A 22,382-nucleotide genomic window follows, 5' to 3' on the forward strand; every position below is an offset into this window, starting at 1 on the left:
CGCGCAGCTTGTCCGCGAGCTCGAGCGGCTGCACTGGCTACCCAGGCATCATGAGACTCACTCCCCCGGCGGAGAGTCGCGCGGCCACGTTCACGTGTCCGCCTGCTCGAAAATTTCGGCGGCGGGCCCGGGGACGGCGTTCCCCCCGACATCGCTGCTCGCTCGATTCGTCAGGATCGCGCTCGCGATCACACCGAAGAGATGATCGGCGCGTGGCGCGAGCGAGGGTTGGTCGCCGAGCCACGCGAGCGCTCCGGCCAGCGCAAACAGGTCAGTGCCATCGATGTCGATCCGCGCCGTGCCCTCGGCCTGAGCGCGGTCGAGAAGCCGCGTGCCTGCCGCGCGCATCGTGACGCACGAAGCATGGAGTGCGGAGTTCGGGTCCGCGATGGCGGCCATCATCGACGCCACAACGCCGCGATAGGTGTGCGCGCACGCGACGAAGTCGCCTAGCCACGACACGAGAGCATCCTCGGGCGAGCCCGAGGTTTCGAGCTCGGCTGCCTGTGCCGTCAGCTCGTCGAAGCCTGTGCGGAGCAGGGCCTCGAGCAACACCTCTCGCGTCGGGAAGTGACGGTACAGCGTGCCGAGCCCGACGCCAGCTCTGCGGGCGATGTCGCGCAGCGATGCGTCGGCGCCCTGCTCGGTTACGACGGCACGCGCGACGGCGAGTAGGTGGTCGTAGTTCTTCCTGGCGTCGGCTCGCATATACCTACCTTGACAATCGGAGCAGTGCTCCATATATTCGGAGCAGTGCTCCGCTAAGTGTAACCCGTCGAGCTGGCGACGGTACCGGTACCGGTACCGATCATGCTGGTCCGGCTCCTGTCGAAGCACGCCCGCGGCCCGGAGTCACGGTCCATCAGCCCGGCGGTGAGGCCGACCGCAACCTCGGCAGCGCTCGTGGTTGGTACAGGCCCTCGCGGCGCGCGTAGCGCTGGCGCCGTCCGCGACGAAAGGAGAAAGCGATGCCGACAAACACGATGAAGGCGATTCGACTGCACGAGTTCGGTGGTCCTGAAGTGCTGCGTTACGACGAGGTGCCGATTCCCGAGCCGAAGCCGGGTGAGGTACTCGTTCGCGTTCACGCGGTTGGCGTCAATCCCCCCGACTGGTACCTGCGCGAAGGAATGCGTAACGTGCCTCCGGAGATGAGGCCGAAGTTGAGCTTGCCCGCCATTCCGGGGACGGACGTGTCGGGCGTCGTCGCGGCCGTCGCCGCGGATGTAGAGGGCTTCTCCGTCGGCGCCGAAGTTTTCGGCCTCCTTCGCTTTCCCGGCCTCGAGGGCAGTGCATATGCCGAGTACGTAACCGCGCCTGCGTCGGACCTCGCCCGCAAGCCGGCCCGCATCGATCACGTGCAGGCCGCAGGGGTGCCCATGGCAGGGCTCACCGCGTGGCAGTTCCTGATCGAGCTCGGACACGATCATCCGTCGCCCTTTCAGGCGACGCGGCATCGCCCGATGGCACTGAACGCCGAGACGACGGTGCTCATCAATGGCGCCGCTGGCGGCGTGGGGCACTTCGCACTGCAGCTCACGAAGTGGAAGCGTGCGCGCGTCATCGCGGTCGCCTCGGGCACGCACGAGTCGTTCCTGCGCGAACTCGGCGCCGACGAGTTCATCGACTACACCAAGAGCCGTCCCGAGGAAGTCGCGCACAACATTGATCTCGTTCTCGATACCGTCGGCGGTCCCGCCAGTAGTCGTTTCCTGCGCACACTCAAGCGCGGCGGCGCGTTGTACCCGGTGTTCTTCGGCGACTACAACCCCGCGGAGACCGCGAAGCTAGGCGTCACGACCTCGGGTACCCAGGTGCGCTCGAACGGCCCGCAGCTCGCAGAACTCGGCCGCCTGCTCGATGCGGGCACGCTTCGCGTCGCCATAGACAGCATATTTCCGCTTGCGGATGCTCGGAGGGCGCACGAACGAGCCGCGCGTGGGCACATCCAAGGCAAGATCGTGCTCACGGTCGCGTGAGGACGGGCCGTTCGTGGACAATATCGAGAGAAGACAGGTACACGTCCGTCGGCGGCGAGGACGCAAACGCGACAATCGATGCCGCCCGGGATGATGGCATCCGTAGCCTCGATTACACAACCGGTTCACACCTCATAACTGGTCGTCGCCGAACCTGTGACAACCGTGGAAGTAGCGGATTCCGTGCGTGCGCTTGTATGTGGCCGGCGCCCGGTCCGGATGCGACAGCAGGTGAACGGCCGGTCGAGCTGGCCCCGCCGCACGAGTTGTTGCAGTAGCTAGCTTGCGAGCCACGCGGCGAGGAGCACCGGGTCCGGCGCCGGGCGGCCGGCGTCGGCCACCCGGCGGGCGACCGCCCGCACGACCTCGGCATGGCGCAGCAGTGCCGTGCGGGCCGCGGCGTCCACCGTCCCGGGGGCCGGGTCCTGTCCGTACAGGCAGAGGGTGAGCCCCAGCCAGGCATCTCGCTGCGCGGGCGCGGCGCGGGCCCGCGCGGTGTGGATCCGCCGCGCTTCGTCGAAGCGGCCGGCGGCGAGCAGGACGTCGGCGGCGTCGGCGCCGTCGACCGCCGCCACGGCACGGTGCGGCTCGGCGACGAACTGGGCGAAGGTCGCCGGGTCGGCCAGTCGGTAGCGCAGGAGCACGGCCCGGGTCTCCAGCCGAGCCGGATCCCGTGCCGGTTCGACGAGCGGGGGCCCGGCCGCCGGCAGGCTGGCGGCGGTGCCGGCGTGCCAGGCCGCAGCCAGTCGTTCGACGACCTCGGCGGCAGGGCGCAGGTGGTACAGCCGCCACCCTGTGCGGTGTTCGGTAGCCGCGAGGCCGGCGGCCCACTCGATCGGCGACGGCAACGGCTCGGCCGTCCACGGGGCCAGCCATCGGCCGATCCGGCTGACGAACCACTTCCCGAGCGGGGTGAGGTCCGGGTTACCGCGCAGGCTCGCCACAGTCCCCGTCGTCTGGGCCCGCCACAGCGCGAACTCGAACTCGGCCAGCCGGCGCTCCCGCTTCGTCCCGGCTCGATGTCGATGCGCGCGCCAGAACCAGGTCACCCCCGCGAAGGCGTAGATGCCTTGTAACACCCCCGCCAGCGGACGAGGATCGTTGCGCCACGGGGCGTAGAGAAGACGGTCGGAGCCGGCCTCGTGCAGCCGGGCGAGGTGCATGACCGCGCCAAGCTTGCTGTGCTGGAACTCGTGGACGAGGACCGCGGCGAGCTGAGCCGGATCATCCGGCGCCGAGGCGAGCAGGGAGCCGAACGCGTCCGCGGAGGAGGCGCTGCGCAGGTTGAACCGCTCCGCATAGGGCAGTGGAGTGATCGCCCCGAGCACCCGCGCCATCGTCCGAGCCGCCTCGCCGTCGACGGCGACGAGCAGCCTCCAGGCCTGCGCCAGCAGTTCTCGCCAGTGCGCGGACTCCGCCGCTCCCAACGGCTGCGGCTCGGTCCGCCCGGCCAGCAACCGGTACGGGTCGAGGTCCTCCACGGTGACCGCGAGCGCCACGCCGCCCTCGATCACCCGGACGTGCCGGACGGGTCGCCAGGACCGTGCCTCGTCTGCGAGCGCTGTGGGCAGTGGCACGACCGCCTCGCCGAAGTCCACCTCAACCCGGCCGGGCAGTCCCGTGACCTGCGCGGTAGCCGCCTGGGCCAGGACGTTCGCGACCTTGGTGGCGGGGGCGGCGCCGGGCAGGCGGACCAGGCCCAGCGTCGGCAGGCTCACCGCGCCGTGCACCGCGGGTACCCGGATGCCGAACGCCAGCCCCGCCTGGGCGGCGGCCGACGCGGCAAGCGCGTGCAGGTAACCGACCTCCGCCCAGAGCGGCACGGCAGCCCCCGGCGGAGGTGGCCCGTCCGCCGTCGCCGCCCCGCGCAGGCGGCGGAGCACCGACCTCGCCCAGGTCCCGACATACGGGTAGGCGAGCACCCTGCGGGCGACCTCCGGGGCGGCGGTCTCCACCCGGACGAGGAGATCCCAGGCCTCGTCGACCTCCGCGAGGGGGGTATCCAACGCCGTGTCCCGCACCGTGTCCAGAACCGCCCGCAGGGCGACCAGACGCAGGCTGTACTCGGCGTCCACCAGGATCTGCATGAATTCCTCGGCGGCCATTTCCGACGTGACGGAACGCAGGAGATGAATGGGCAGAAGGTGCCTTTTCACGACGCCCCCGTCATGGGTTGGGCGCATCGACGCCGCCGGCCGGCGCTTCGCCTGCCGGCTGCCGGCTGCCGGCTGCCGCCGACTTCAGTTTTTCGGCCCGCGGACCGCGCAGCCGAGGAATTAGCTCAGTCCTGCCGATCGACCTTGTGCCCACCGTACGCTATCGGCTGTTCGCACTTCTCGACGAAGAATCGCACCATCCCGATGATGTCCGGATCGTTGCTCGACCGCAGCGCGTCGAGGCCGAGACCGTCCAGATCGACGAGCGGGGAGACGATCCCCTCGTCTCCGTCACCCGCGATGCCCTGCCGGGTCACTCGACCTCCGTTTCACCGCGCGGCCCGGAGTATCCCGGCAGTCCAGCGCAGAACACAACGCGATCCGATGGACATCGCGGAGACACCCGTCCGGGTGAATCCCCTGCGGTCTGCCAGTCTCGCATGTCGGGCTGCCATATGCCGCCGGCTCGAGTGCGCTACGGCTCTCCAGTGCAATCCGCGCAGGTCACGACGGGTAACATTTGACGCGTCCAGCCCCGCGCCGTGCACCGTTCTCCAGCCGCGGCCGCCCCGGCCACATCATCCGGACGGCCGGGGAAAGGGCACCCCGGATGGCGCTTCGGCATTCCCGGCCGGGCGCCGGACGCCGCCCACCACGGCGAGCAGAGCCGACTTCGCCGCGGGCTCCGCCAGACCCCAGAGGTTCACCTCGGTGCGCAGGCCCGGGATACCCGGCGGGCGGACGGGTTCGATGAGGACCGGCACCAGGCGCAGGCTACCGTCGCCGTCGCCGTCGCCGTCCCGGCCGGCGGCGAGCCTCCACTCCTGCGCAGCCCGGGGCGAGCGCGGATAGGCGGACGACAGCAGCGCGAGCATCAGGCCGCCCTCGTCGAGAGCACGGCCCACCACGGCTGTCCAGTCGCGGCCGGGCATGTCGTCCCAGACAGCCGCGGTCACCGTCAGGCCGACGCCCTCGAGCACCGCCACGGTCCAGGCGGCCCAGGCGCGGTCCAACGCCGCGTCCGCGTGACTGACGAAGATCTGCTTGAGGGCTGAGGGGGACTCGCCGGGCCCGGCGGCCGGGCGCCCGCGCGCCGGCAGCCACGTCCGGGCCTCGATGATCGCCGAGGCGGCGGGGTCGCCATCGACGAGCAGGCTCGCGTTGTCCAACCAGACCTGCAGCGGAACCGTACCGTCGGGCAGTTCGCCGGCCGAGTTCAGGCGCTGGAGATCGGCCAGGAGCTGGATGCGGGGCACCGCGTGCACGGGCATCAGGGCCACGAAGGCGGGCGGCAGCCCGTCGAGGAGCAACCGTCGTCGGTCGGGAAACCCGAAGCCTGCGCCCTCCGCGGCCCGGGCGAGCCGGAACAACTGACCATGGGAGAGATGGCCCATGCCGCAGGGTAACAACGGGATCGTCAGGGAGTTCGCCGCCCGCCGATGTGCAGCTGCCCGTCCGCGGTGCGGTCCTCGTGGGGCTGCTGGGCATGCTGGGGCTGTGGGGCATGCCGGGAATGGCGGCGCGACCACAGCCACCGGCCGGTCTCGATGGCCACGGTGGCCGCCCCTGCCAGGCCGAACGCGAGCAGGAAGCCCTTCCACGGCGCGTCGGTGAAGGTGGACCCGCCCACGAAGCCGAGCAGCGCATTGTACCCGCTCCAGCCGACGGCACCGACCGCGGCCGCCGGCACGAACCGCCGGTAGTCGAAGTGGGTGGTGCCCGCCACCAGGGTGGTGGCGGTCCGGCCGCCCGGCACGAACCTGGCGGCGATGATCAGGATGACACCGCGGCGGTCGAGGGTGCGCCGCGCCCAGTCGAGCGTCCGCTCCCCGCGCGGCCCGCGGACGACCAGGCGGGCGACGCGTTCGCCGAACAGGCGCCCCAAGCCGTAGGCGAGGTTGTCGCCCGCGAATGCTCCGACGGCCCCGGCAACCATGATCAGTATGAGGTTGAGGTCGCCGGAGCTCGCGAGCACCCCGCCGGTGATGACCATCGTCTCGCTGGGGACGACCGGCAGGACCGCGTCGAGCAGGCAGATCCCCCAGACCAGCAGGTAGGTCCACCAGGCACCGGACATGGCGTCCACGAGTTGATCGAACACACCACGGGTCGTTTCCCGCCGGAGCCGACACAACCGCACGGGCGTCGACGGATCCGGTCACAGCAGCCCGGGGTGTCGGGAACGCTGTGCGTCGTGGCGGCGGTAGCGCAAGGTGGGAATGTCGAGCAGTATTCCGGTGGCGAGTGCGGAGCCGGCGATGAGGGTCGCGGTGTCGAGGACGTCGCCGTCGAGCACCGCCAGGATCAACTCCGGCCGAGCCAGGTCGGCCGCCGCCACCTGCATTCCCGCCGGCACCTGCACTCCCGCCGGCACGTCCGCCCGAGCCGGATCCGGCCTGCGAACACAGCCTCCTCGCGATCCACCGACTGATCCATCCTGCCGGTCCCGATCGCCCCCGCATCCGGCGTCATGCCCGGCCACCATCGCCGCCTGACGCGGCGCCGCCGGACATGACCACCAGCCGGGCCGGTCCTCGTCGCGCCCAGCCTCCAAGATGAAGTCCTATTCAGGTAAACCCGACACGCCGGATATCTTTGTCCGGTGGACACAGTCGAGTTCCGCATCGAATCCGCGGCGTTCCCGACCGGCACGGATACGGCCGTCGAGCCGTGGGTCAACGGAGTCCCCCTGCGGGATCTCGCCCGCGCAATCGAGCTTCCGTTCGCCGAAGCGGAGGGTTCACCGAATCTGGCGGGCGGCTACGCGGGTCTGAGCACCGACCGCGACGTGCGATGGCCGAGCCGTCATTTCCTCGGCGAACCGCGGATCTCGTGGTTCGGCGACGGCGATACCGTCCTGCTGGGCTGTCGCTGCGGAGACCCGGGTTGCTGGCCGCTGACCTCCAACATTGTGATAACCCCCGAGACGGTCGGGTGGTAGTATTTCCGAAACGGCCACCGATCATGGGATCTTTGTGCTCTCGGGCCGTTTCGCTTCGCCACCTCGGACTACCTGGCCGCCCTTGAGCGGACCAGCGACGGGGCCGATTCGACCCGGTGACGGAGTGGTGCTGCGCGGCCCGGGCCTCGACCCGCAGCACTGGTCCGCCGGGCCCGGCTCACTCCACTCACCGGGTCAGGGAGCACGGTCGGGCGGCGCGGCCGTCCAGATTCCGGCGCGGCGCTCGACGACGACGGGAACGAGGCCGAACGGATCCGGGTGCAGCCGGCGGGAGAAGTCCATCAGCTCCAACCGCCGGGGATCGAGTCTCAGGAGCACGAAGTCGTCCCCGAGCGGGCCTGCGGGAAAGAAGGCGGCCAGGCCCTCCTCCCACTTCGCGGCGCGCTCGCGCTCGTCGTCGACGACGGTGACGGTCGCCGAGATGCTCAGATACGCGAAGGCCGCACGGTCCTCGACCGCGTACGCCACCCGGCTGTCGGGGTTCGCGGCGAGGTCGGCGACCTTGCGGGAGCGGGGGCTGGTGCCGATCCACACGGTGAGGTCGTCGGTCACGGCGAGGTGCTGGACGAGCCGGGCGTGGGGGACGGCCCCGTCGTACGCGACCTGTCCGGACGCATCACGGCGAGCCGCGGCACCCAGGGTGGTCAGGAAACCGTAGGGATTGCCGCGCAGCAGGGCCCGCGCCGCCGCCAGGGCCTCCTCGACCGGCCCCGCCCCCGCCGCGGACTCAACATCGACATCGACAGCGACAGCGGGATCGACATCGGGCATGGGACGGACGATAGCGACCGGCGGGCGGCACCCCGACGACCCAATCGTCCTGGATCGGATAGCGTCCAGATGGCAGGTATGGTTCCGGTCGGACTGCGACCGGAACGCGACCGTGGTGGACAGCCACCAGGACGACCGTCGGGGAGGCATGGGAACGTGCGAGCGACCCTGCTGGAGGATGTCGGGAAGATCGCGCTGCGCGAGTTCCCCGACCCGGTCGTCCAACGCCCCACCGACGCGGTGGTGCGCGTCACCGCGAGCTGCATCTGCGGTTCGGACCTGCACCCCTACCGCGGCAAGACGCCCAGCGTGTTCCCGAAACGCATCGGGCACGAGTTCGTCGGGGTCGTCGAGGACATCGGCGACCAGGTCGGCACCGTGCGGCCCGGCGACGTGGTCGTCGCCCCCTTCCTGATCAGCTGCGGCACCTGTCGGTACTGCCGCGCCGGCCTGCAGACCTCCTGTGAGAACGGCTCGGTCTGGGGAACCGACGACAGGTCCGGCGCCCGCTCCGACGCCGGCCAGGGCGACCTGATCAGGGCGCCGTTGGCCGACGGCACCCTGGTGCGGGTCGGCACCGAGCTGCCCGACGCGTTGCTGCCCGACGTCCTGGCGCTGTCCGACGTGATGGGCACCGGTCACCACGCCGCGCTCTGCGCGGGGGTGGGTCCGGGTTCCACCGTCGTGGTCGTCGGCGACGGCGCCGTGGGCCTGTGCGCGGTGCTCGCCGCCCGCCGCCTCGGCGCGGAGCGCGTCGTGGCGATGTCGCGGACGCCGAGCCGGCAGAAGCTGGCGGCCGAGTTCGGCGCCACCGACATCGTCGCCGGTCGAGGGGCGGAGGGCATCGCGCAGGTGCTCGAGCTGCTCGGCGATGGAGCCGACGCCGTCCTGGAGTGCGTCGGCTCGCAGGAGTCGCTGGAGCAGGCCGCGGCGGTCGCCCACCCCGGCGGGCGGCTGGGCTGCGTCGGCGCCCCACTGGGCAACCTGCCCCTGGGCCCGTTGTTCATGAAGAACGTGCGGCTGGCGGGCGGGGTCGCGCCGGCGCGCGCCTACCTTCCCGAGCTGCTCGACGACGTGCTCGCCGGCCGGCTGCGGCCGGGGCGGATCTTCGATCTGGAACTGCCGTTGGACGAGGTCGCCGAGGGCTATCGGGCGATGGACGAGCGCCGGGCGATCAAGGTGCTGCTGCGTCCCTGACGCCGCACCGCCGCCGACACGCCGTCCCGCCGGGCACGACAGGCATGGCGGTGGACTGCACCACGGCCGGGGCATACGGTTGTTTCATGCGCGCGGATCCCACTCTGGTCTGCCGCCTGCACGTGGATTTCGCCCGGGTGGCCAGCGCGCTGTGTCGCGTCCCGCGCCGCCCGCTGTCCCACTGATCGGCGTTGCGGCCGGCCCGTCGAGCGGCTGACCCGCCGGCAGGATCGCGGGGCTCGCGTCCACTGGTCCGGACGCGCCGTCGGTCCGGACGCGCCGTCGGTCCGAGGCTTAAGCCCTTCAGCTCGTCCTTCCGGCACCTGCCCCTCGCCCTCCGGCATATGGGAGATCCGCGTGAGCGTGCACGCACACTGGTTCCTGCCCACCTCGGGAGACAGCCGCAACCTCGACGCCGCTGCGGTGAGCGCCAAGGAAACCCCCCATCTGCAGCCCGCCGCCCAACGGCCGCCGAGCATCGAATACCTCGCCCAGATCGCCGGCGCGGCCGAACATCTCGGGTACGAGGCCGTGCTCACCCCGACCGGAACGTGGTGCGAGGACGCCTGGCTCACCACCGCGGCCCTGCTGCGCGAGACCACCCGGCTGCGTTTCCTGGTGGCGTTGCGGCCCGGCTTCCTCAGCCCCACCCTCGCCGCGCAGATGGCGGCGACCTACCAGCACATCTCCGGCGGACGACTGCTGCTCAACGTGGTCACCGGCGGCGACGCCGACGAACAGCAGCGCTTCGGCGACTGGTTGAACCACGACGCCCGGTACCGGCGTACCGAGGAGTTCCTGCAGGTCGTCCGGGGGGCGTGGACGGGCCGGCCGTTCACCTTCGACGGCGAGCACTACGCGGTGCGGGGTGCCACCGTCCGGGAGCGTCCCGATCCGACGCCGCCGATCTTCTTCGGTGGCGCCTCCCCCGCGGCCGAACTCGTCGCCGCCCGGCAGTCCGACGTCTACCTGATGTGGGGCGAGCCGCCGGCCGCCGTCGCCGAGCGGCTCGACCGGATGCGCCCGCTGGCCAAGGAACAGGACCGCGAGCTGACATTCGGTATCCGGCTGCATGTCATCACCCGGGACACCGCCGCCGCCGCCTGGGCGGTCGCCGACGAGCTGCTCGCCCAGCTCGATCCGGCGGCGATCGCCGCGGCGCAGCGGCGTTTCGCCCGGACCGAGTCCGTGGGACAGCAGCGGATGGCGGCCCTGCACCGCGGCAGCAGCGACGCCCTGGAGATCTCCCCGAACCTCTGGGCGGGCTTCGGCCTCGTCCGCGGCGGCGCCGGCACCGCGCTCGTCGGCAGCCACGCCGAGGTCGCGGACCGCATCGCGGAATACCACGACCTCGGCATCGAGCACGTCATCCTCTCCGGCCACCCGCACCTGGAGGAGGCGTACTGGTTCGCCGAGGGCGTTCTGCCCCTGCTGCGCCGCCGGGGACTGCTCGCCGAGACGCCGTAGACCGCGCACGTGTCCCGCGGGGGCAGGATCCGGGCCGGATACACCCCGTCCCTCGATGCAGGCGCGAAGTCACCCACTATGGTAGTTCGGTGACATTCCGCCAACACGAAGGGCGCGACACGGTGACGGGAACCGAGAGCGTACTGAGCACCGTCGGCGAGAGCCCGGAGGAATCCGGCGGCGCGCGGGCCGGCCAGGCACCGGACGGCGCCGGCCAGGACCTGAAGATCGACGTGCCGCATCCGGCCCGCATGTACGACTACTTCCTCGGCGGCAAGGACAACTTCCCCGCCGACCGCAAGACCGCGGAACAGGTCCTCGACGTGTTTCCGAACTCCCGGATCGTGGTCCGGCAGAACCGCCTGTTCATGACCCGGACGACCCGCTACCTGGCCGCCGAGCTCGGCGTACGCCAGTTCCTCGACATCGGCACGGGCATCCCGACCTCGCCGAACCTGCACGAGGTCGCCCAGAACGTCGCCCCCGACGCACGGATCGTCTACACCGACAACGATCCGATCGTGCTCGCCCACGCCCGCGCCCTGCTGGCCAGCACCCCGCAGGGACGCACCGCCTACATCGACGCGGACCTGCGCGACACCCGCCGCATCCTCACCGCCCCCGAGCTGCACGAGACTCTCGACCTGACCAGGCCGATCGCACTGTCCCTCATCGCGATCTTCCACTTCATCCCGGACGGCGACGACCCATACGGGATCATGCGCCACCTCGTCGACCTGCTCCCGTCGGGCAGCTACGTCTCGCTGACCCACCTGACCGCCGACTTCGACCCGGCGATGCGCGAGGTCGAGCGGGCCTACCTGGCCAGCGGCGTCCCCATGCACCTGCGCACCCGCGCCCAGGTCGAACGGTTCTTCGACGGCTTGGACCTCGTGGAACCCGGGCTGCAGATCGTCCACCGCTGGCGGCCCGAGTTCGCGGACCCGGCCGAGACGGACCCTGCCGGCGACGGCGCGACCGCGACAGACCCGGCCTCGCGCGTGAAGGCCATCCCGCTGTCGGAACTGACCGACGCGCAGGTAAGCATCTACGGCGCGGTCGGCTACAAGCCCTGACGCGGGTCGGGCCCGACGGTGGTGGCGTCAGGTGGCCGCCTCCGACCGGGACGCGTAGCGGCTGGGCGGGCGCGGCAGGCCGAGGTGCTCGCGCAGCGTGCGGCCGGTGTAGGCGGTGCGGAACAGACCGCGGCGGCGCAGCTCGGGGATGACCAGGTCGACGAAGTCGTCCAGCGTGCCCGGCAGATACGGGAAGATCACGTTGAAGCCGTCGGCGGCGCGCTGCTCGAACCACTCCTGGATGTGGTCGGCCACGGTCGTCGGCGTGCCGACCAGGGTCCGGTCGTCCCGGGCGATCTGCTCGGCGAGCTGGCGGATGGTCAGGTTGTCCGCCCGAGCCTGGTCGAGAATCTGCCGCTGGCCGCTGAGACTCTGGTTGGACGGTGGCAGTTCGGGCAGCGTGCCGTCGAGGGGGAAACGGGTGAGATCGAACCCGCCGAGCCGGTAGGTGAGGTCGGCGAGCGCCACCCGCGGGTCGAGCAACGACCGCAACGCGGCGATCTTGTCCTCCGCCTCGGCCTGGGTCCGTCCCACGATGGTGGACAGCGCGGGCAGCACGAGCACGTGGTCGGGGTTGCGCCCGGCGGCCGCGGCCCGCGCCTTGATGTCGGCGTAGTGCGCCTGCGCCTGCGGCAGGGCCGGCGGCGCAGTGAAGATCACCTCGCCGACTCGGGCCGCGAGCTCCCGCCCCGTCTCGGAGGCGCCGGCCTGGACGACGACCGGGCGGCCCTGTGGCGGCCGCGCGATGTTCAGTGGCCCGCTGACCCGGAAATGCGTCCCGGCATGGTTCAGCCAGTGGAGCTTCTCGGGGTCGAAGTAGACCCCGCTGGCCTGGTCGTGCCGGAAGGCGTCGTCGTCGAAGCTGTCCCACAGCCCGGTCACCACGTCGTGGAACTCGGCGGCCCGGGCGTAGCGCAGCTCGTGCTCGACGTGGCTGTCCAGCCCGAAGTTGCGCGCCTCCGCGTCGTTGAGGGAGGTGACGAGGTTCCAGCCGGCCCGTCCACCGGACAGATGGTCCAGCGAGGCGAAGGTCCGGGCCAGGTGGTAGGGCTCGTTGTAGGTCGTCGACGCCGTCGCGACGAGCCCGATGTGGGTGGTCGCCGTGGCGAGCGCGGCGAGCAGGGTCGTCGGTTCGAACGAGTCGTTGACGACCGAGACGCGGGAAAGCACCTCCTGGCTGGTCAGCGGGACACCGACCAGGTCGGCGAGGAAGATCGCGTCGAAGGTCCCCCGCTCAGCGGTGCGCGCCAGCTCGATCACATGCCGGATGTTCACCCCGGCGTCGGCGACGGCCTGGGGGTGCCGCCAGGCGGCGAGGAACTCCCCCGGCGGCTTGAGGAAGGCGTTGAGGTGCACCTGACCGGTCCGCCGCGCTTCGGTCGACGTCATCGGCTGACCGCCTCACTCGTTTCGGCACCGGACTCGGCACCGGACTCGGCGCCTACGTCGGCGCGGTCCTCGGGGCCCGGTCGGGCGCTCGGCCGCGGCAGGCCGAGATGCCCGCGCAGCGTGGTCTCGGTGTAGGACTCGCGGAACAGGCCCCGGCGGCGCAGCTCCGGCACGACGTGGTCGACGAAGTCCTCGGCGGCGCCGGGCAGGTAGGGGAAGCCGACGTTGAAACCGTCCGCGCCGCGCCCGGTGAACCATTCCTCGACATGGTCGGCGATCGTCTCCGGCGTACCGATGATCATGCCGCCGCCCGAGGACCGCCGGGCGAGCTCCCGGATCGTCAGGTTCTCGCCGCGGGCGAGGCCGACCATCTGCTCCTGGCGGCTGCGGCTGCCGTTCGTCTCGCCGATCTCGGGCAGCGGCCCGTCCAGCGGATAGCCGGACAGGTCCAGGTCGCCGACGGTGTCCTGGACGAGGCGGCGGGCCACGTCGTCGTGGATGAGATCCAGCAGTTCGTCGCGCCGTGCGCGGGCGGCGGCCTCGGTGTCGGCGACGATCGGCGCGAGGACCGGCCAGATCAGCAGATGGTCGGGGTTGCGCCCCCGCGCCGCGGCTCGCGTCTTCACGTCGGCGTAGAACCGCTGCGCACCGGCCAGCTCGCGCTGCGCGGTGAACACCACCTCGCCGTCGCGGGCGGCGAAGTCCCTGCCCGCCTCGGACGAACCGGCCTGGAAGATGACCGGGTGGCCCTGCGGCGGGCGGGAGATGCTCAGTGGCCCGCGCACGGTGAAGTGCTCGCCGCGGTGATGCGGGGTGTGCAGGCCGGCGGGGTCGTAGTAACGGCCCGCGGCGGTGTCCCGCAGCACGGCGCCGTCGTCGAAGCTGTCCCACAGCGCGCGGACGACGTCGACGAACTCCGCGGCGCGCCGGTACCGCAGGTCGTGTTCCAGGTGGGTGTCGCGCCCGAAGTTCGCGGCCTCCCGCGGGCTCACCGAGGTCACCACGTTCCAGCCGGCGCGCCCGGCGGACAGATGGTCGAGTGAGGCGAACTTGCGGGCGACGTGGAACGGCTCGTTGTAGGTCGTGCTGGCCGTGCCGACCAGGCCGATCCGCTCGGTCACCGTGGACAGCGCGGCCAGCAGGGTCAGGGGTTCGAAGGTGTTCGACCGGGCGGTGCGGGGCAGCGAGTCCAGGTGCGCGCCCGAGACCGCGAGGAGGTCGGCGACGAACACGACGTCGAAGGTGCCGCGCTCCAGCGTCTGCGCGACCCGGATGTGATGGGCGAGGTCGAGTCCGCCGTCGGGCGGCGACAGCGGATGGCGCCAGCCGGCGATGTGACCGCCGGCGCCCTGCAGCACGGCACCGAACGTCAGCATCCGCCGCCCACGGCCGTTGCGGGTGGTTGTCATCTACTGTTCCTCTCCGGGCCGATCGGAGTCGGCCTGTCGGGCACGGGTGCGGGCACGGGCACGGGTGCGGGCCGCCAGCCCAGCGCCGGGGCGATCTCGGTGGCGATGAGCTCCATACGGCGCAGCGTCGCATCGAGGTCGGCCGCCGCACCGGCCTCACCCTGCACCGCGGCGATGAAGTACGACACGGCGGCGGGGCCGACGGGGTTGGTCGCGAGACTGTGGATCACCACGCCGACGGGGCCGTGGTGGACGTTCATCGCGTCGAGCGCGGCGCCGTCGTCGAGGTCGGGGGAAAAACCGAAGTGCCCCAGGTAGGGCCGGAACCGGGCGATGTCAGGGGCCAGGTCCACCCGGGCGGTCAGCCGGTCCGGCCCGGGGAACACCCCGTGCGAGACGGCGAGCCGTGCCCCCGCGGGCGCCGAATGGACGGCAGGGCGGGCGGCCAGATGGGCGGCCAGGTAGGCGTCGGCGAGGGGACGCTGCGCGGAAGCCGCCGGGCCGATGCCCAGCAGCAGCCCGTCGCCGGCCCGCGCCGCCGCCCGCGCCCCATCTGCGCTCGTCGTCGAGTCCCAGAACCGGCTGGTGAGGGTCGGCGCGGACGGATGCAGCCGCAGCCCGTCGGTCCCGGCGATCTGCTCGCCGACAAGCAGGTCCCGCAGCCGGCTGCGTGCCTGGGCAAACAGCTCCCGGCGGCGGGCAGCGTCGCGTCCGAAGGCGCCGAAGGCGGGTGTGCTCGGGCCGCCGGTGCCGAGCCCGAGCTGCAGACGACCGCCGCTGAGCGCGTCGAGGACGGCGGCGTCCTCGGCGAGGCGGATCGGATCCTCCAGCGGCAGGACGACGACGGCGGTGCCCAGCTCGATGCGCCGGGTCGCCTGGGCGGCCGCGGCGAGCAGCAGCAGCGGCGACGGCAGGCGACCATAGTCGGGCGAGAAGTGATGCTGGGCGAGCCAGCCGCCGTCGAACCCGAGCTCCTCGCCCGCGACGAAAAGCTCCACCAGCTCGCGGTAGACGGCGCCGACCGGCCGTCCGCGGCCGTGCACATGGGTCAGGAAGCCCAGCCTGAACGGGCCGGGTCCGCCGGATACTGTCATCCTGTCCTTTCTCGTCGGGTCGGACAACTCTCGTCGGGTCGGGCGGCCTGCCCGGTCAGGGCGGCGGCAGTCGTGGCACCGCCGCGAGCAGCGCCTGGGTGTAGGGATGCGCCGGCCGGGACAGTACGGCGTCGGTCGCGCCCTGCTCGACCAGCGTGCCGTCGCGCATGACGGCGATCTGGTCGCAGAGCCGGGCGACCACGCCGACGTCGTGGGAGACGAGTACGAGGCCGAGCCGGTGCCGCTGCGCCAGCTGGCCGAGCAGATCCAGGATCTGGGCGCGGACGGCGACGTCGAGGGCGCTGACCGGCTCGTCGCCGACGAGCACCCGCGGCCGGGGCGCCAGCGCCCGGGCGATGGCGATGCGCTGGCGCTGACCGCCGGAGAACTCGTGCGGATAGCGCCCGCGGACGTCGGGATCGAGGTCGACCGCCCGTAGCACCTCGTCGACCCGCTCGCGGTGGTCGCCGGGAACGCCCAGGCAGGCCAGCGGCTCCGCGACGGCCGCGCCGACGGTCATCCGCGGGTCGAGCGATCCGGCCGGATCCTGGAACACGACCTGGACCTCGCGGCGGAACCAGCGAAGCGCCCGCGGGCGTCCGGGAACAACCGGCCGGCCCCGGTAGCGGACGGTGCCGGCATCGGGGCGGTCCAGGCCCAGGAGCAGGCGAACGAGGGTCGACTTACCCGACCCGGACTCGCCGACGATGCCGAGCGCCGCGCCGTCGGCGAGGCGCAGGGTCACATCGTGCACGGCGTGGCGGACGCCCGGCGGGCCGAACGGGGACGTCCGCGGCAGGCGGTAGCTCCGGCCGAGCCCCTCGGCCTCGAACAACGGCCCGACGGCGGTCGCGTCGCCGCCGGCCTGCTCCCTCACCGCGGTCACGGGCTCGTCCCCGCCGCCGCGGATCCGGCGGTCGGAAGATCCCACTGGGTGAGCCGAGCCGCCGCCAGCAGCTCGCGGGTGTGCGGGTCGGCGGGGGCGCGCAGCACGTCGTCGGTCGCGCCGGTCTCCACGACCCGGCCGTGACGCAGCACGGCGAGCCGGCGGGTCACCGCTGCGACCACCGCCAGGTCGTGGGTGATGAACAGCAGGGCGGTGCCGGTCTCGGAGACGAGCCGACCGAGCAGGGCGAGAATCTCGGCCTGGACGGTGACGTCAAGCGCCGTCGTCGGCTCGTCCGCGAGGAGCAGCGCCGGCCGGCACGCCAGCGCCGCGGCGATGCAGACCCGTTGGCGCTGGCCACCGGAGAGCTCGTGCGGGTAGGACCGGACGAGCCGCTGCGGGTCCGGCAGCCCGACCGCCGCGGCGAGTTCCACCGCGGCGGTCGCCGCCGCTTTGCGGGAGTACCCGCGGTGCAGCCGCAGGGGTTCGGAGATCTGACGGCCGACCCGCATCAGTGGGTTGAGCGCCGTCGACGGCTCCTGGAAGATCATCGCGAGCTCGCGGCCACGCAGCCGGGACAGTTCCCGGTCGGAGCCGCCGAGCAGCTCGCGGCCGTGCAGGCGGACGCTGCCGGTGACGCGCGCCCCCGGCGGCAGCAGGCCGAGCACGGCGAGCGCGGTCAGCGACTTGCCCGACCCGGATTCGCCGATGAGCCCCACCCGTTCGCCCGCGGCCAGCGCGAAGCTGACGCCGTCCACCACGTCGACGCCGCCGAGCCGCACCCGTAGGTCGGTCACCTCCAGCAACGCCACATCGGTCGTCATGTCCGGCCCTCCCGCTCGGCCGGGCGCTCGCGCAGCCGGGGGTCGCCGGCCTCGCGCAGGCCGTCCCCGAGCAGGTTGAAGCCGAGGACCGTCAGCACGACCGCGAGGCCGGGCCACAGCAGTGTCAACGGGCGCAGGGTGAGGTACGGCTGGAGCTCGGAGAGCATCCGCCCCCAGGACGGGGTGGGCGCCGCGGTGCCAAAGCCGAGGTAGGACAGCGCCGCCTCGGTCAGCACGGACAGGCCGAGGATGAGCGAGAGCTGGACCCACACCGTCGGCGCGATGTTCGCCAGCACATGGCGGCGCACGATCCGGCCGGTGCCGGCGCCGGCGGCCCGCGCGGCGAGCACGTAGTCGGCGCCCAGCACCCGGCGGGCCTCGCCGCGGGTGACCCGGCCCAGCCCGATGCCCGCCCCGACACCGATGGCGACGATCGCGGTCCAGCGCGAGCCGCCGTACACGGCCGCGAGCACCATGGCGAGCAGCAGCACCGGGAACGCCAGCAGCACGTCGACGAGGTGGGCGACCCCCTCGGCGACCAGGCGCGGCGGCAGGGTCGCCAGCAGCGCGAGCCCCACCCCGACGACCGCGGCGATCGCCGTGGCCGCCACGGCGACCACCAGGGTGGTGCGCGCGCCGACGAGGACCTGGCTGAACAGGTCCCGGCCGAGCCGGTCCGCGCCGAACCAGTGCGCGGTGCCGACGGGCGCCCAGGACGCCGCCGGGTCCACCCGGGTCGGGTCGTACGGCGTCCAGACCAGCGACACGGCGGCCGCGACGACGACGAGCCCGGACAGGACCGCGCCGAGCCGACCGGACCGGCTGCCCCACACGCCGCGGGCCAGCGCCCGCGCCGACCCGGTCACCGGGCGCTGCGCAGCCGCGGGTCGAGCAGCCGGTGCGCGAGGTCGACGCCGAAGCCGACGACGAGCACGGCCGCGGTGACCAGCAGCACCGTGCCCTGGACCTTCACCAGGTCACGGTTGCCGATGTCGGCGACGAGCATCTGGCCGAGCCCGGGCAGCGCGAACACGTTCTCGACGACCACGGCGCCGAGCAGCAACGTCGCGAACTCCACGCCGAGAATCGACACCACCGGCAGGGCCGCGTTGCGCAGGCCGTGGCGGCGAAGGGCCTGGCCGCGGGTGAGGCCCTTCGCCCGGGCGGTCCGGATGAAGTCGGCGTTCAGCACCTCCAGGGTCGCCGAGCGGGCGAAGCGCAGCAGCACCGCGGCCTCGACCACCGCCAGGGTGACCGCGGGCAGCACGAGGCTGCGCGCGGCCGCGACCGGATCGGCCCAGCCGTCGGTGGGGAACCCGCCGGCGGGCAGCAGCCGCCAGTCGACCGCGAACACCGTGATCAGCATCAGCCCGATCCAGAAGACCGGGACAGCAAGGCCGAGCTGGCTCAGCGTCGACAGGGCGACCCCGGACGCCCGCCGGTGGCGCGCCGCGGCGAGGATGCCCAGCGGCACGGCGACCGCGAGCGCCAGCAGGGTGGCGCCCCCAACGAGCGGGGCGGTCACCCTCAACTTCTCGGAAAGCTCCGCCGACACCGAGGCCCCGTTGAGCGCCGAGACCCCGAAATCCCCGGTCAGCACACCGCCCATCCAGTCCAGGTACTGCGCGGGCAGCGACCGGTCGGCGCCGATCTCGTGGCGGATCCGCAGCACCTGGTCGGGCGAGGCGGACGTCCCGGCCAGCACGTCGGCGACGTCGCCGGGCAGCAGCCGCAGCAACGCGAACACGAGCAGGCTGGCGACGAACAGCGAGATCACCAGCAGACCCAGGCGCCGCAGGATGATCACTGCCATCGGCGCGCCGCCCCGGCCCGGCTGCCGCCGCTGCCCCGGCTGGGGCAGCCGCCGACCGGGCGGGTCAAGACTTCAACACCTCGATCTTCGACAGGTCGTAGACCGCGGAGACGTTGTTGGTCGGGTAGCCGGTGACGCCGACCCGGGCGACCTGCCGCGCCTTGCCGAGCAGCAGCCAGTCGGCGATGGCGTCCTCGGAGTAGCGGCGGGCGAGGCCGCGCAGGGCCGTGTTGCGGTCGGTGTCGGAGGCGGCAGTGGCACCGGCCTTCGCGAGATCGCGGGCCTGCGGGGAACGGTCACCGAAGTAGTAGCCGGGCTTGACGTAGAAGGCGAGGTCCCGCGCCTCGGCGTGGTCGACGATGCTCAGGTCGTAGTCATGCTTGGTGTACACGCCGGTGAGCCAGGCGGGGAACTCGACGCGGCGCACCTCGACGGTGACACCGATCTCGCGTAGCTGCGAGGTGACGTAGTCGCCGATGCTCGGCGGGTAGATGTTCGGGATGGTGAGGCCGAGGCGCAGCCCGCCGCCGTGCCCCGCCTGCGCGAGCAGCCGGCGCGCGCTCGCCGGGTCGTGGCGGTCGATGCTCGTGAGATCCTCGTACCAGGGGTCCAGCGGCGGCACGGGCGAGCCGATCCGGGTCCCGGCGCCGAGCACCTTGATCAGGCCGTCCTTGTCGATGCCCTGGCGGATCGCATGCCGGACCCGGACGTCGGCCAGCGGCCCGCGGTCCTGGTTGAACGCCAGGGTGAACTTGTCGGTGGTCGTGCCCTCGGCGATGACGAACTTCGGGTTGCCCCGGTAGGCCTCGACCAGATCGTTGTCGGAGATCACGCCGATGTCGACCTGGCCGGTGCGCACCGCGTTGTTCTGCGCGTTCGTGTCGGTGAGGTAGCGGAAGACCACCCGGGCGACCTTGGCCTTCGGCCCGCGGTAGGCGTCGTTGCGCACGAGGGTGATGCTGTCGCCGCGGCGCCAGGAGTCGAAGCGGAACGGCCCGGTGCCGTCCGGATGGCCGTCGAGGCCGGTGGCGCCCTCGCGCACGACGACGCCGGCCGGGCCGGTCAGGTTGAACAGCAGGCCGCTGTCCCGCTCCTTCAGCGTCAGCACCACCGTGTGCGGGTCGGGGCTGGCGACCGCGGAGATGGAGGCCAGGTCGCTGGCATGCGGGTTCGTCGAGGCCGGGGCGATCACCTGGGTCAGCGACGACACCACGTCCGCGGCGCGCACCGGGGCGCCGTCCTGGAAGGCGGCGTTGCCCGCGAGGGTGAACGTGTACGTGCGCCCGTCCGGAGAGATCCGGTAGGCCGTCGCGAGCGCCGGGCTCACCACTCCCTTCTGGTCCCGTTTCAGCAGCCCCTCGTACACGTTGCCGAGCAGGATCTGGCCGACCGCGACCCCGCTGGTCCGGGTGATGTCGAGGCTCGTCGGTTCGAGGACGGCGCCGATGGTGACGGTGGCGTCGGGATTGGCGCGCCCGCCGCTCGACGCCGGCCCGCCGCCAGCGTCCCCGCCGTCCGACCCGCAGGCCGCCAGCGCCAGACCGGTGACGACAGCGACGGCGGCGAAAGATCTGATTTTCATCACGCGCCCTTTTCGAGGCAACAATGACGCCGGCGGGCGCGCCGAAAGCGGCGCCCGACGGCCGGAAGGATGAAGGCGGTGAAGCCGGGGACGGCCGCGCCGAGAATGCGCCCTCGCCCGCGGCGCCGCTGCGCGTCCACGGAAAGGCGAGCGGGGGGCGAGAACAGCCAGGTCGGCGAAGCGCCGAGCTGGACTGACGGCAGTCGGCCCGGAGCAGACGCCGTCAGATGAAGATCAACAACAGATCTGGTCGAAGTGGTGCGCGCGACGGGAATTCCAGAACGCGTCCAGAATCGCCGACCGTGGCGGCCGCCCAGTTCCCACGGCCCGACTGTAACCAGGTGCGTGCGGATCGGTCCAGAGGCGCGCAGAACGCCCGGAATATTCGCGCCACAGTCGGCGGGGACACCGCACGGACCGTGCTGCGGCCTGGCACAGTGGCGAGGTGGCTTTGCGCATTCGGCTCACCCGGCGCCGCCCGGTCGATCACATGCTGGTGGCCAGCTGGCTCTGTCCCTGACCGTCAGCATCCCTGACCGTCAGCGCCGCTCCCCCACCGTGCCACCGACGCGCCGAGAGGCGAACTGCCGTGACCACAGCCCACACCGAAACCAGCACCAGCGACCACTCCGAGCCCACTGTGCTGCCCACCCTCGACATCGGCCCGTTCCTGGCCGGCACCGCCGAGCGCACGCGGTTCCTCGCGCAACTGCGGGCGGCCTGCCACGGTCCCGGCTTCTTCTACCTGACCGGGCACGGAATCCCGGCCGCGCGGACCGCGGCCGTGCTCGACGTCAGCCGACGCTTCTTCCACCTCTCCGAGGCGGCGAAGCTGGAGATCGAGAACGTCCACTCGCCGCATTTCCGCGGCTACACCCGGCTGGGCCAGGAGATCACCCGCGGCAATCCCGACATCCGCGAGCAGATCGACGTCGCCGACGAACGCCCGGCCCGGGTGCTCGGCCCCGACGATCCGGCGTACCTGCGCCTCGAAGGTCCCAACCAGTGGCCGGCCCAGGTCCCCGAGCTGCGCACGAGCGTGCTGGCCTACATGGCCGAACTCGGCGGGCTGTCCCGCCGGCTGGTCCGCGCCTTCGCCGAGTCGCTGGGGCTGGCGGCCGACCATCTTGACCGGACCTTCGCCGACGAGCCCCGCTCGCACCTGAAGCTGATCCGCTACCTGACCGCCCCGGCGGCCCACCCTGCCGGCTATGACCAGGGGGTCGGCTCCCACAAGGACGGTGGATTCCTCAGCTTCATCCTGCAGGACGACGTCCGGGCGCTGCCGGAGGGCCACGGCGGGGACGGGGGTGCCGGGGGCGACGAGGGCCGCAACGGCGCTCCCGGCCGGCTGGGCGACACAACCGGGCCGGCCCCGGGGCTGCAGGTCGCCGACGGCGCCGACGGCTGGATCGACGCGGTTCCCCGGCCCGGGACCTTCGTCGTCAACATCGGCGAGATGTTCGAGCTGGCGACCCGCGGCTACTACCGCGCCACGGTGCACCGGGTCGTCAGCCCACCCCCGGGCCACGAACGGCTGTCCGTGGCGTTCTTCTTCGGCCCGCGGCTGTCGGCGACCCTCGCACCCGTCCCCCTGCCCGAGGAGCTCCTGCGCGAGATCGGCGACACTCCCCCACCCGACCCGCAGAATCCGATCTTCGCGCAGCACGGCGTGAACACGTTGAAGAGCTGGCTGCGCAGCCATCCCAAGGTGGCCCGCCGCCATTACCCCGACGTCGAGCAGCCCACCGGCCACGGCACCTACTGACCCTGACGA

General features: G+C 72.3%; 21 protein-coding genes. 6 read left to right on the forward strand and 15 right to left on the reverse strand.

All coding sequences use genetic code 11. The annotated features are described in order from the left end of the window. Positions 1–90: 90 nt before the first annotated feature. Entirely contained in the window at positions 91–708 is a 618-nt protein-coding gene (locus tag NBZ83_RS01415; protein ID WP_261564901.1) for a TetR/AcrR family transcriptional regulator, read from the reverse strand. A gap of 260 nt (positions 709–968) precedes the next feature. On the opposite strand from NBZ83_RS01415, the gene NBZ83_RS01420 reads away from it, so the two are divergent. Beyond that, positions 969–1,979 carry an NADP-dependent oxidoreductase gene (locus NBZ83_RS01420; RefSeq protein ID WP_261574173.1) on the forward strand — a complete coding sequence of 337 codons (1,011 nt, stop codon included), beginning with the start codon at positions 969–971 and terminating at the stop codon, positions 1,977–1,979. Positions 1,980–2,257: 278 nt separating this feature from the next. On the opposite strand, the gene NBZ83_RS01425 is transcribed toward NBZ83_RS01420, so the two are convergent. The 5 genes from NBZ83_RS01425 to NBZ83_RS01445 form a co-directional block, all read right to left on the reverse strand. Continuing rightward, entirely contained in the window at positions 2,258–4,135 is a 1,878-nt protein-coding gene (locus NBZ83_RS01425; RefSeq protein ID WP_261574174.1) for an HEXXH motif domain-containing protein, read from the reverse strand. A gap of 125 nt (positions 4,136–4,260) precedes the next feature. Further along, the gene (locus NBZ83_RS01430) at positions 4,261–4,452 is read right to left on the reverse strand and encodes a hypothetical protein (RefSeq protein ID WP_261564905.1); all 192 of its coding nucleotides are present in this window, start codon (positions 4,450–4,452) and stop codon (positions 4,261–4,263) included. Positions 4,453–4,713: 261 nt separating this feature from the next. Beyond that, positions 4,714–5,529, reverse strand: coding sequence for a TIR domain-containing protein (locus tag NBZ83_RS01435; RefSeq protein WP_261574175.1), 816 nt, complete (start codon positions 5,527–5,529; stop codon positions 4,714–4,716). A 23-nt stretch (positions 5,530–5,552) separates the two neighbouring features. Beyond that, positions 5,553–6,236, reverse strand: a complete 684-nt coding sequence (locus NBZ83_RS01440; RefSeq protein ID WP_261564908.1) for a DedA family protein — start codon at positions 6,234–6,236, stop codon at positions 5,553–5,555. 57 nt (positions 6,237–6,293) lie between these two features. Then, positions 6,294–6,491 carry a hypothetical protein gene (locus NBZ83_RS01445; protein WP_261574176.1) on the reverse strand — a complete coding sequence of 66 codons (198 nt, stop codon included), beginning with the start codon at positions 6,489–6,491 and terminating at the stop codon, positions 6,294–6,296. A 246-nt stretch (positions 6,492–6,737) separates the two neighbouring features. Here NBZ83_RS01445 and NBZ83_RS01450 point away from each other — a divergent pair, with 246 nt between their 5' ends. Next, positions 6,738–7,076, forward strand: coding sequence for a hypothetical protein (locus NBZ83_RS01450; protein ID WP_261574177.1), 339 nt, complete (start codon positions 6,738–6,740; stop codon positions 7,074–7,076). Between the two features lie 195 nt (positions 7,077–7,271). On the opposite strand, the gene NBZ83_RS01455 is transcribed toward NBZ83_RS01450, so the two are convergent. After that, complete coding sequence (locus NBZ83_RS01455) at positions 7,272–7,868, reverse strand: pyridoxamine 5'-phosphate oxidase family protein (RefSeq protein ID WP_261574178.1); 597 nt, start codon at positions 7,866–7,868, stop codon at positions 7,272–7,274. A 156-nt stretch (positions 7,869–8,024) separates the two neighbouring features. Between NBZ83_RS01455 and NBZ83_RS01460 the strand changes: the two genes are divergently transcribed. The 3 genes from NBZ83_RS01460 (at position 8,025) to NBZ83_RS01470 (ending at position 11,608) form a co-directional block, all read left to right on the forward strand. Then, a complete protein-coding gene (locus tag NBZ83_RS01460) occupies positions 8,025–9,065 on the forward strand; it encodes a zinc-dependent alcohol dehydrogenase family protein (RefSeq protein ID WP_261564913.1) in 1,041 nt (346 codons plus the stop codon). 357 nt (positions 9,066–9,422) lie between these two features. Continuing rightward, positions 9,423–10,532 carry an LLM class flavin-dependent oxidoreductase gene (locus NBZ83_RS01465; protein ID WP_261564914.1) on the forward strand — a complete coding sequence of 370 codons (1,110 nt, stop codon included), beginning with the start codon at positions 9,423–9,425 and terminating at the stop codon, positions 10,530–10,532. Positions 10,533–10,654: 122 nt separating this feature from the next. After that, positions 10,655–11,608: an SAM-dependent methyltransferase gene (locus NBZ83_RS01470; protein ID WP_438803129.1), complete on the forward strand. Its 954-nt coding sequence runs from the start codon at positions 10,655–10,657 to the stop codon at positions 11,606–11,608. Positions 11,609–11,635: 27 nt separating this feature from the next. Here the strand turns inward: NBZ83_RS01470 and NBZ83_RS01475 are convergent, their stop codons facing one another. The 8 genes from NBZ83_RS01475 to NBZ83_RS01510 form a co-directional block, all read right to left on the reverse strand. Then, positions 11,636–12,997, reverse strand: coding sequence for an LLM class flavin-dependent oxidoreductase (locus tag NBZ83_RS01475; protein WP_261574179.1), 1,362 nt, complete (start codon positions 12,995–12,997; stop codon positions 11,636–11,638). Further along, a complete protein-coding gene (locus NBZ83_RS01480; protein ID WP_261574180.1) occupies positions 12,994–14,406 on the reverse strand; it encodes an LLM class flavin-dependent oxidoreductase in 1,413 nt (470 codons plus the stop codon). Before NBZ83_RS01480 ends, NBZ83_RS01475 begins: the two co-directional genes overlap by 4 nt. Continuing rightward, positions 14,403–15,500 (reverse strand): LLM class flavin-dependent oxidoreductase, encoded by a 1,098-nt coding sequence (locus tag NBZ83_RS01485; RefSeq protein ID WP_261574181.1) that lies wholly within the window; start codon positions 15,498–15,500, stop codon positions 14,403–14,405. Before NBZ83_RS01485 ends, NBZ83_RS01480 begins: the two co-directional genes overlap by 4 nt. A 55-nt stretch (positions 15,501–15,555) precedes the next feature. Further along, positions 15,556–16,386 (reverse strand): ABC transporter ATP-binding protein, encoded by an 831-nt coding sequence (locus NBZ83_RS01490; RefSeq protein WP_261564919.1) that lies wholly within the window; start codon positions 16,384–16,386, stop codon positions 15,556–15,558. Continuing rightward, a complete protein-coding gene (locus NBZ83_RS01495) occupies positions 16,383–17,210 on the reverse strand; it encodes an ATP-binding cassette domain-containing protein (protein WP_261574182.1) in 828 nt (275 codons plus the stop codon). The genes NBZ83_RS01490 and NBZ83_RS01495 overlap by 4 nt, the downstream gene beginning before the upstream one ends. After that, entirely contained in the window at positions 17,207–18,076 is an 870-nt protein-coding gene (locus NBZ83_RS01500; protein WP_261574183.1) for an ABC transporter permease, read from the reverse strand. Before NBZ83_RS01500 ends, NBZ83_RS01495 begins: the two co-directional genes overlap by 4 nt. Further along, positions 18,073–19,023, reverse strand: coding sequence for an ABC transporter permease (locus tag NBZ83_RS01505; protein ID WP_261574184.1), 951 nt, complete (start codon positions 19,021–19,023; stop codon positions 18,073–18,075). Before NBZ83_RS01505 ends, NBZ83_RS01500 begins: the two co-directional genes overlap by 4 nt. 64 nt (positions 19,024–19,087) lie before the next feature. Further along, positions 19,088–20,605 (reverse strand): ABC transporter substrate-binding protein, encoded by a 1,518-nt coding sequence (locus NBZ83_RS01510; protein ID WP_261574185.1) that lies wholly within the window; start codon positions 20,603–20,605, stop codon positions 19,088–19,090. Between the two features lie 589 nt (positions 20,606–21,194). Between NBZ83_RS01510 and NBZ83_RS01515 the strand changes: the two genes are divergently transcribed. Next, positions 21,195–22,373 carry an isopenicillin N synthase family dioxygenase gene (locus NBZ83_RS01515; RefSeq protein ID WP_261574186.1) on the forward strand — a complete coding sequence of 393 codons (1,179 nt, stop codon included), beginning with the start codon at positions 21,195–21,197 and terminating at the stop codon, positions 22,371–22,373. The last annotated feature ends 9 nt before the right edge of the window (positions 22,374–22,382 follow it).

This window comes from Frankia gtarii (assembly GCF_025403375.1).
Lineage (GTDB): Bacteria > Actinomycetota > Actinomycetes > Frankiales > Frankiaceae > Frankia > Frankia gtarii.

Coding starts and splice junctions, on each gene's coding strand:
- NBZ83_RS01420 (WP_261574173.1), top strand. CDS start 969: ATGCCGACAAACACGATGAAGGCGATTCGACTGCACGAGTTCGGTGGT.
- NBZ83_RS01415 (WP_261564901.1), bottom strand. CDS start 708: ATGCGAGCCGACGCCAGGAAGAACTACGACCACCTACTCGCCGTCGCG.
- NBZ83_RS01435 (WP_261574175.1), bottom strand. CDS start 5,529: ATGGGCCATCTCTCCCATGGTCAGTTGTTCCGGCTCGCCCGGGCCGCG.
- NBZ83_RS01505 (WP_261574184.1), bottom strand. CDS start 19,023: ATGGCAGTGATCATCCTGCGGCGCCTGGGTCTGCTGGTGATCTCGCTG.
- NBZ83_RS01485 (WP_261574181.1), bottom strand. CDS start 15,500: ATGACAGTATCCGGCGGACCCGGCCCGTTCAGGCTGGGCTTCCTGACC.
- NBZ83_RS01495 (WP_261574182.1), bottom strand. CDS start 17,210: ATGACGACCGATGTGGCGTTGCTGGAGGTGACCGACCTACGGGTGCGG.
- NBZ83_RS01475 (WP_261574179.1), bottom strand. CDS start 12,997: ATGACGTCGACCGAAGCGCGGCGGACCGGTCAGGTGCACCTCAACGCC.
- NBZ83_RS01480 (WP_261574180.1), bottom strand. CDS start 14,406: ATGACAACCACCCGCAACGGCCGTGGGCGGCGGATGCTGACGTTCGGT.
- NBZ83_RS01455 (WP_261574178.1), bottom strand. CDS start 7,868: ATGCCCGATGTCGATCCCGCTGTCGCTGTCGATGTCGATGTTGAGTCC.
- NBZ83_RS01510 (WP_261574185.1), bottom strand. CDS start 20,605: ATGAAAATCAGATCTTTCGCCGCCGTCGCTGTCGTCACCGGTCTGGCG.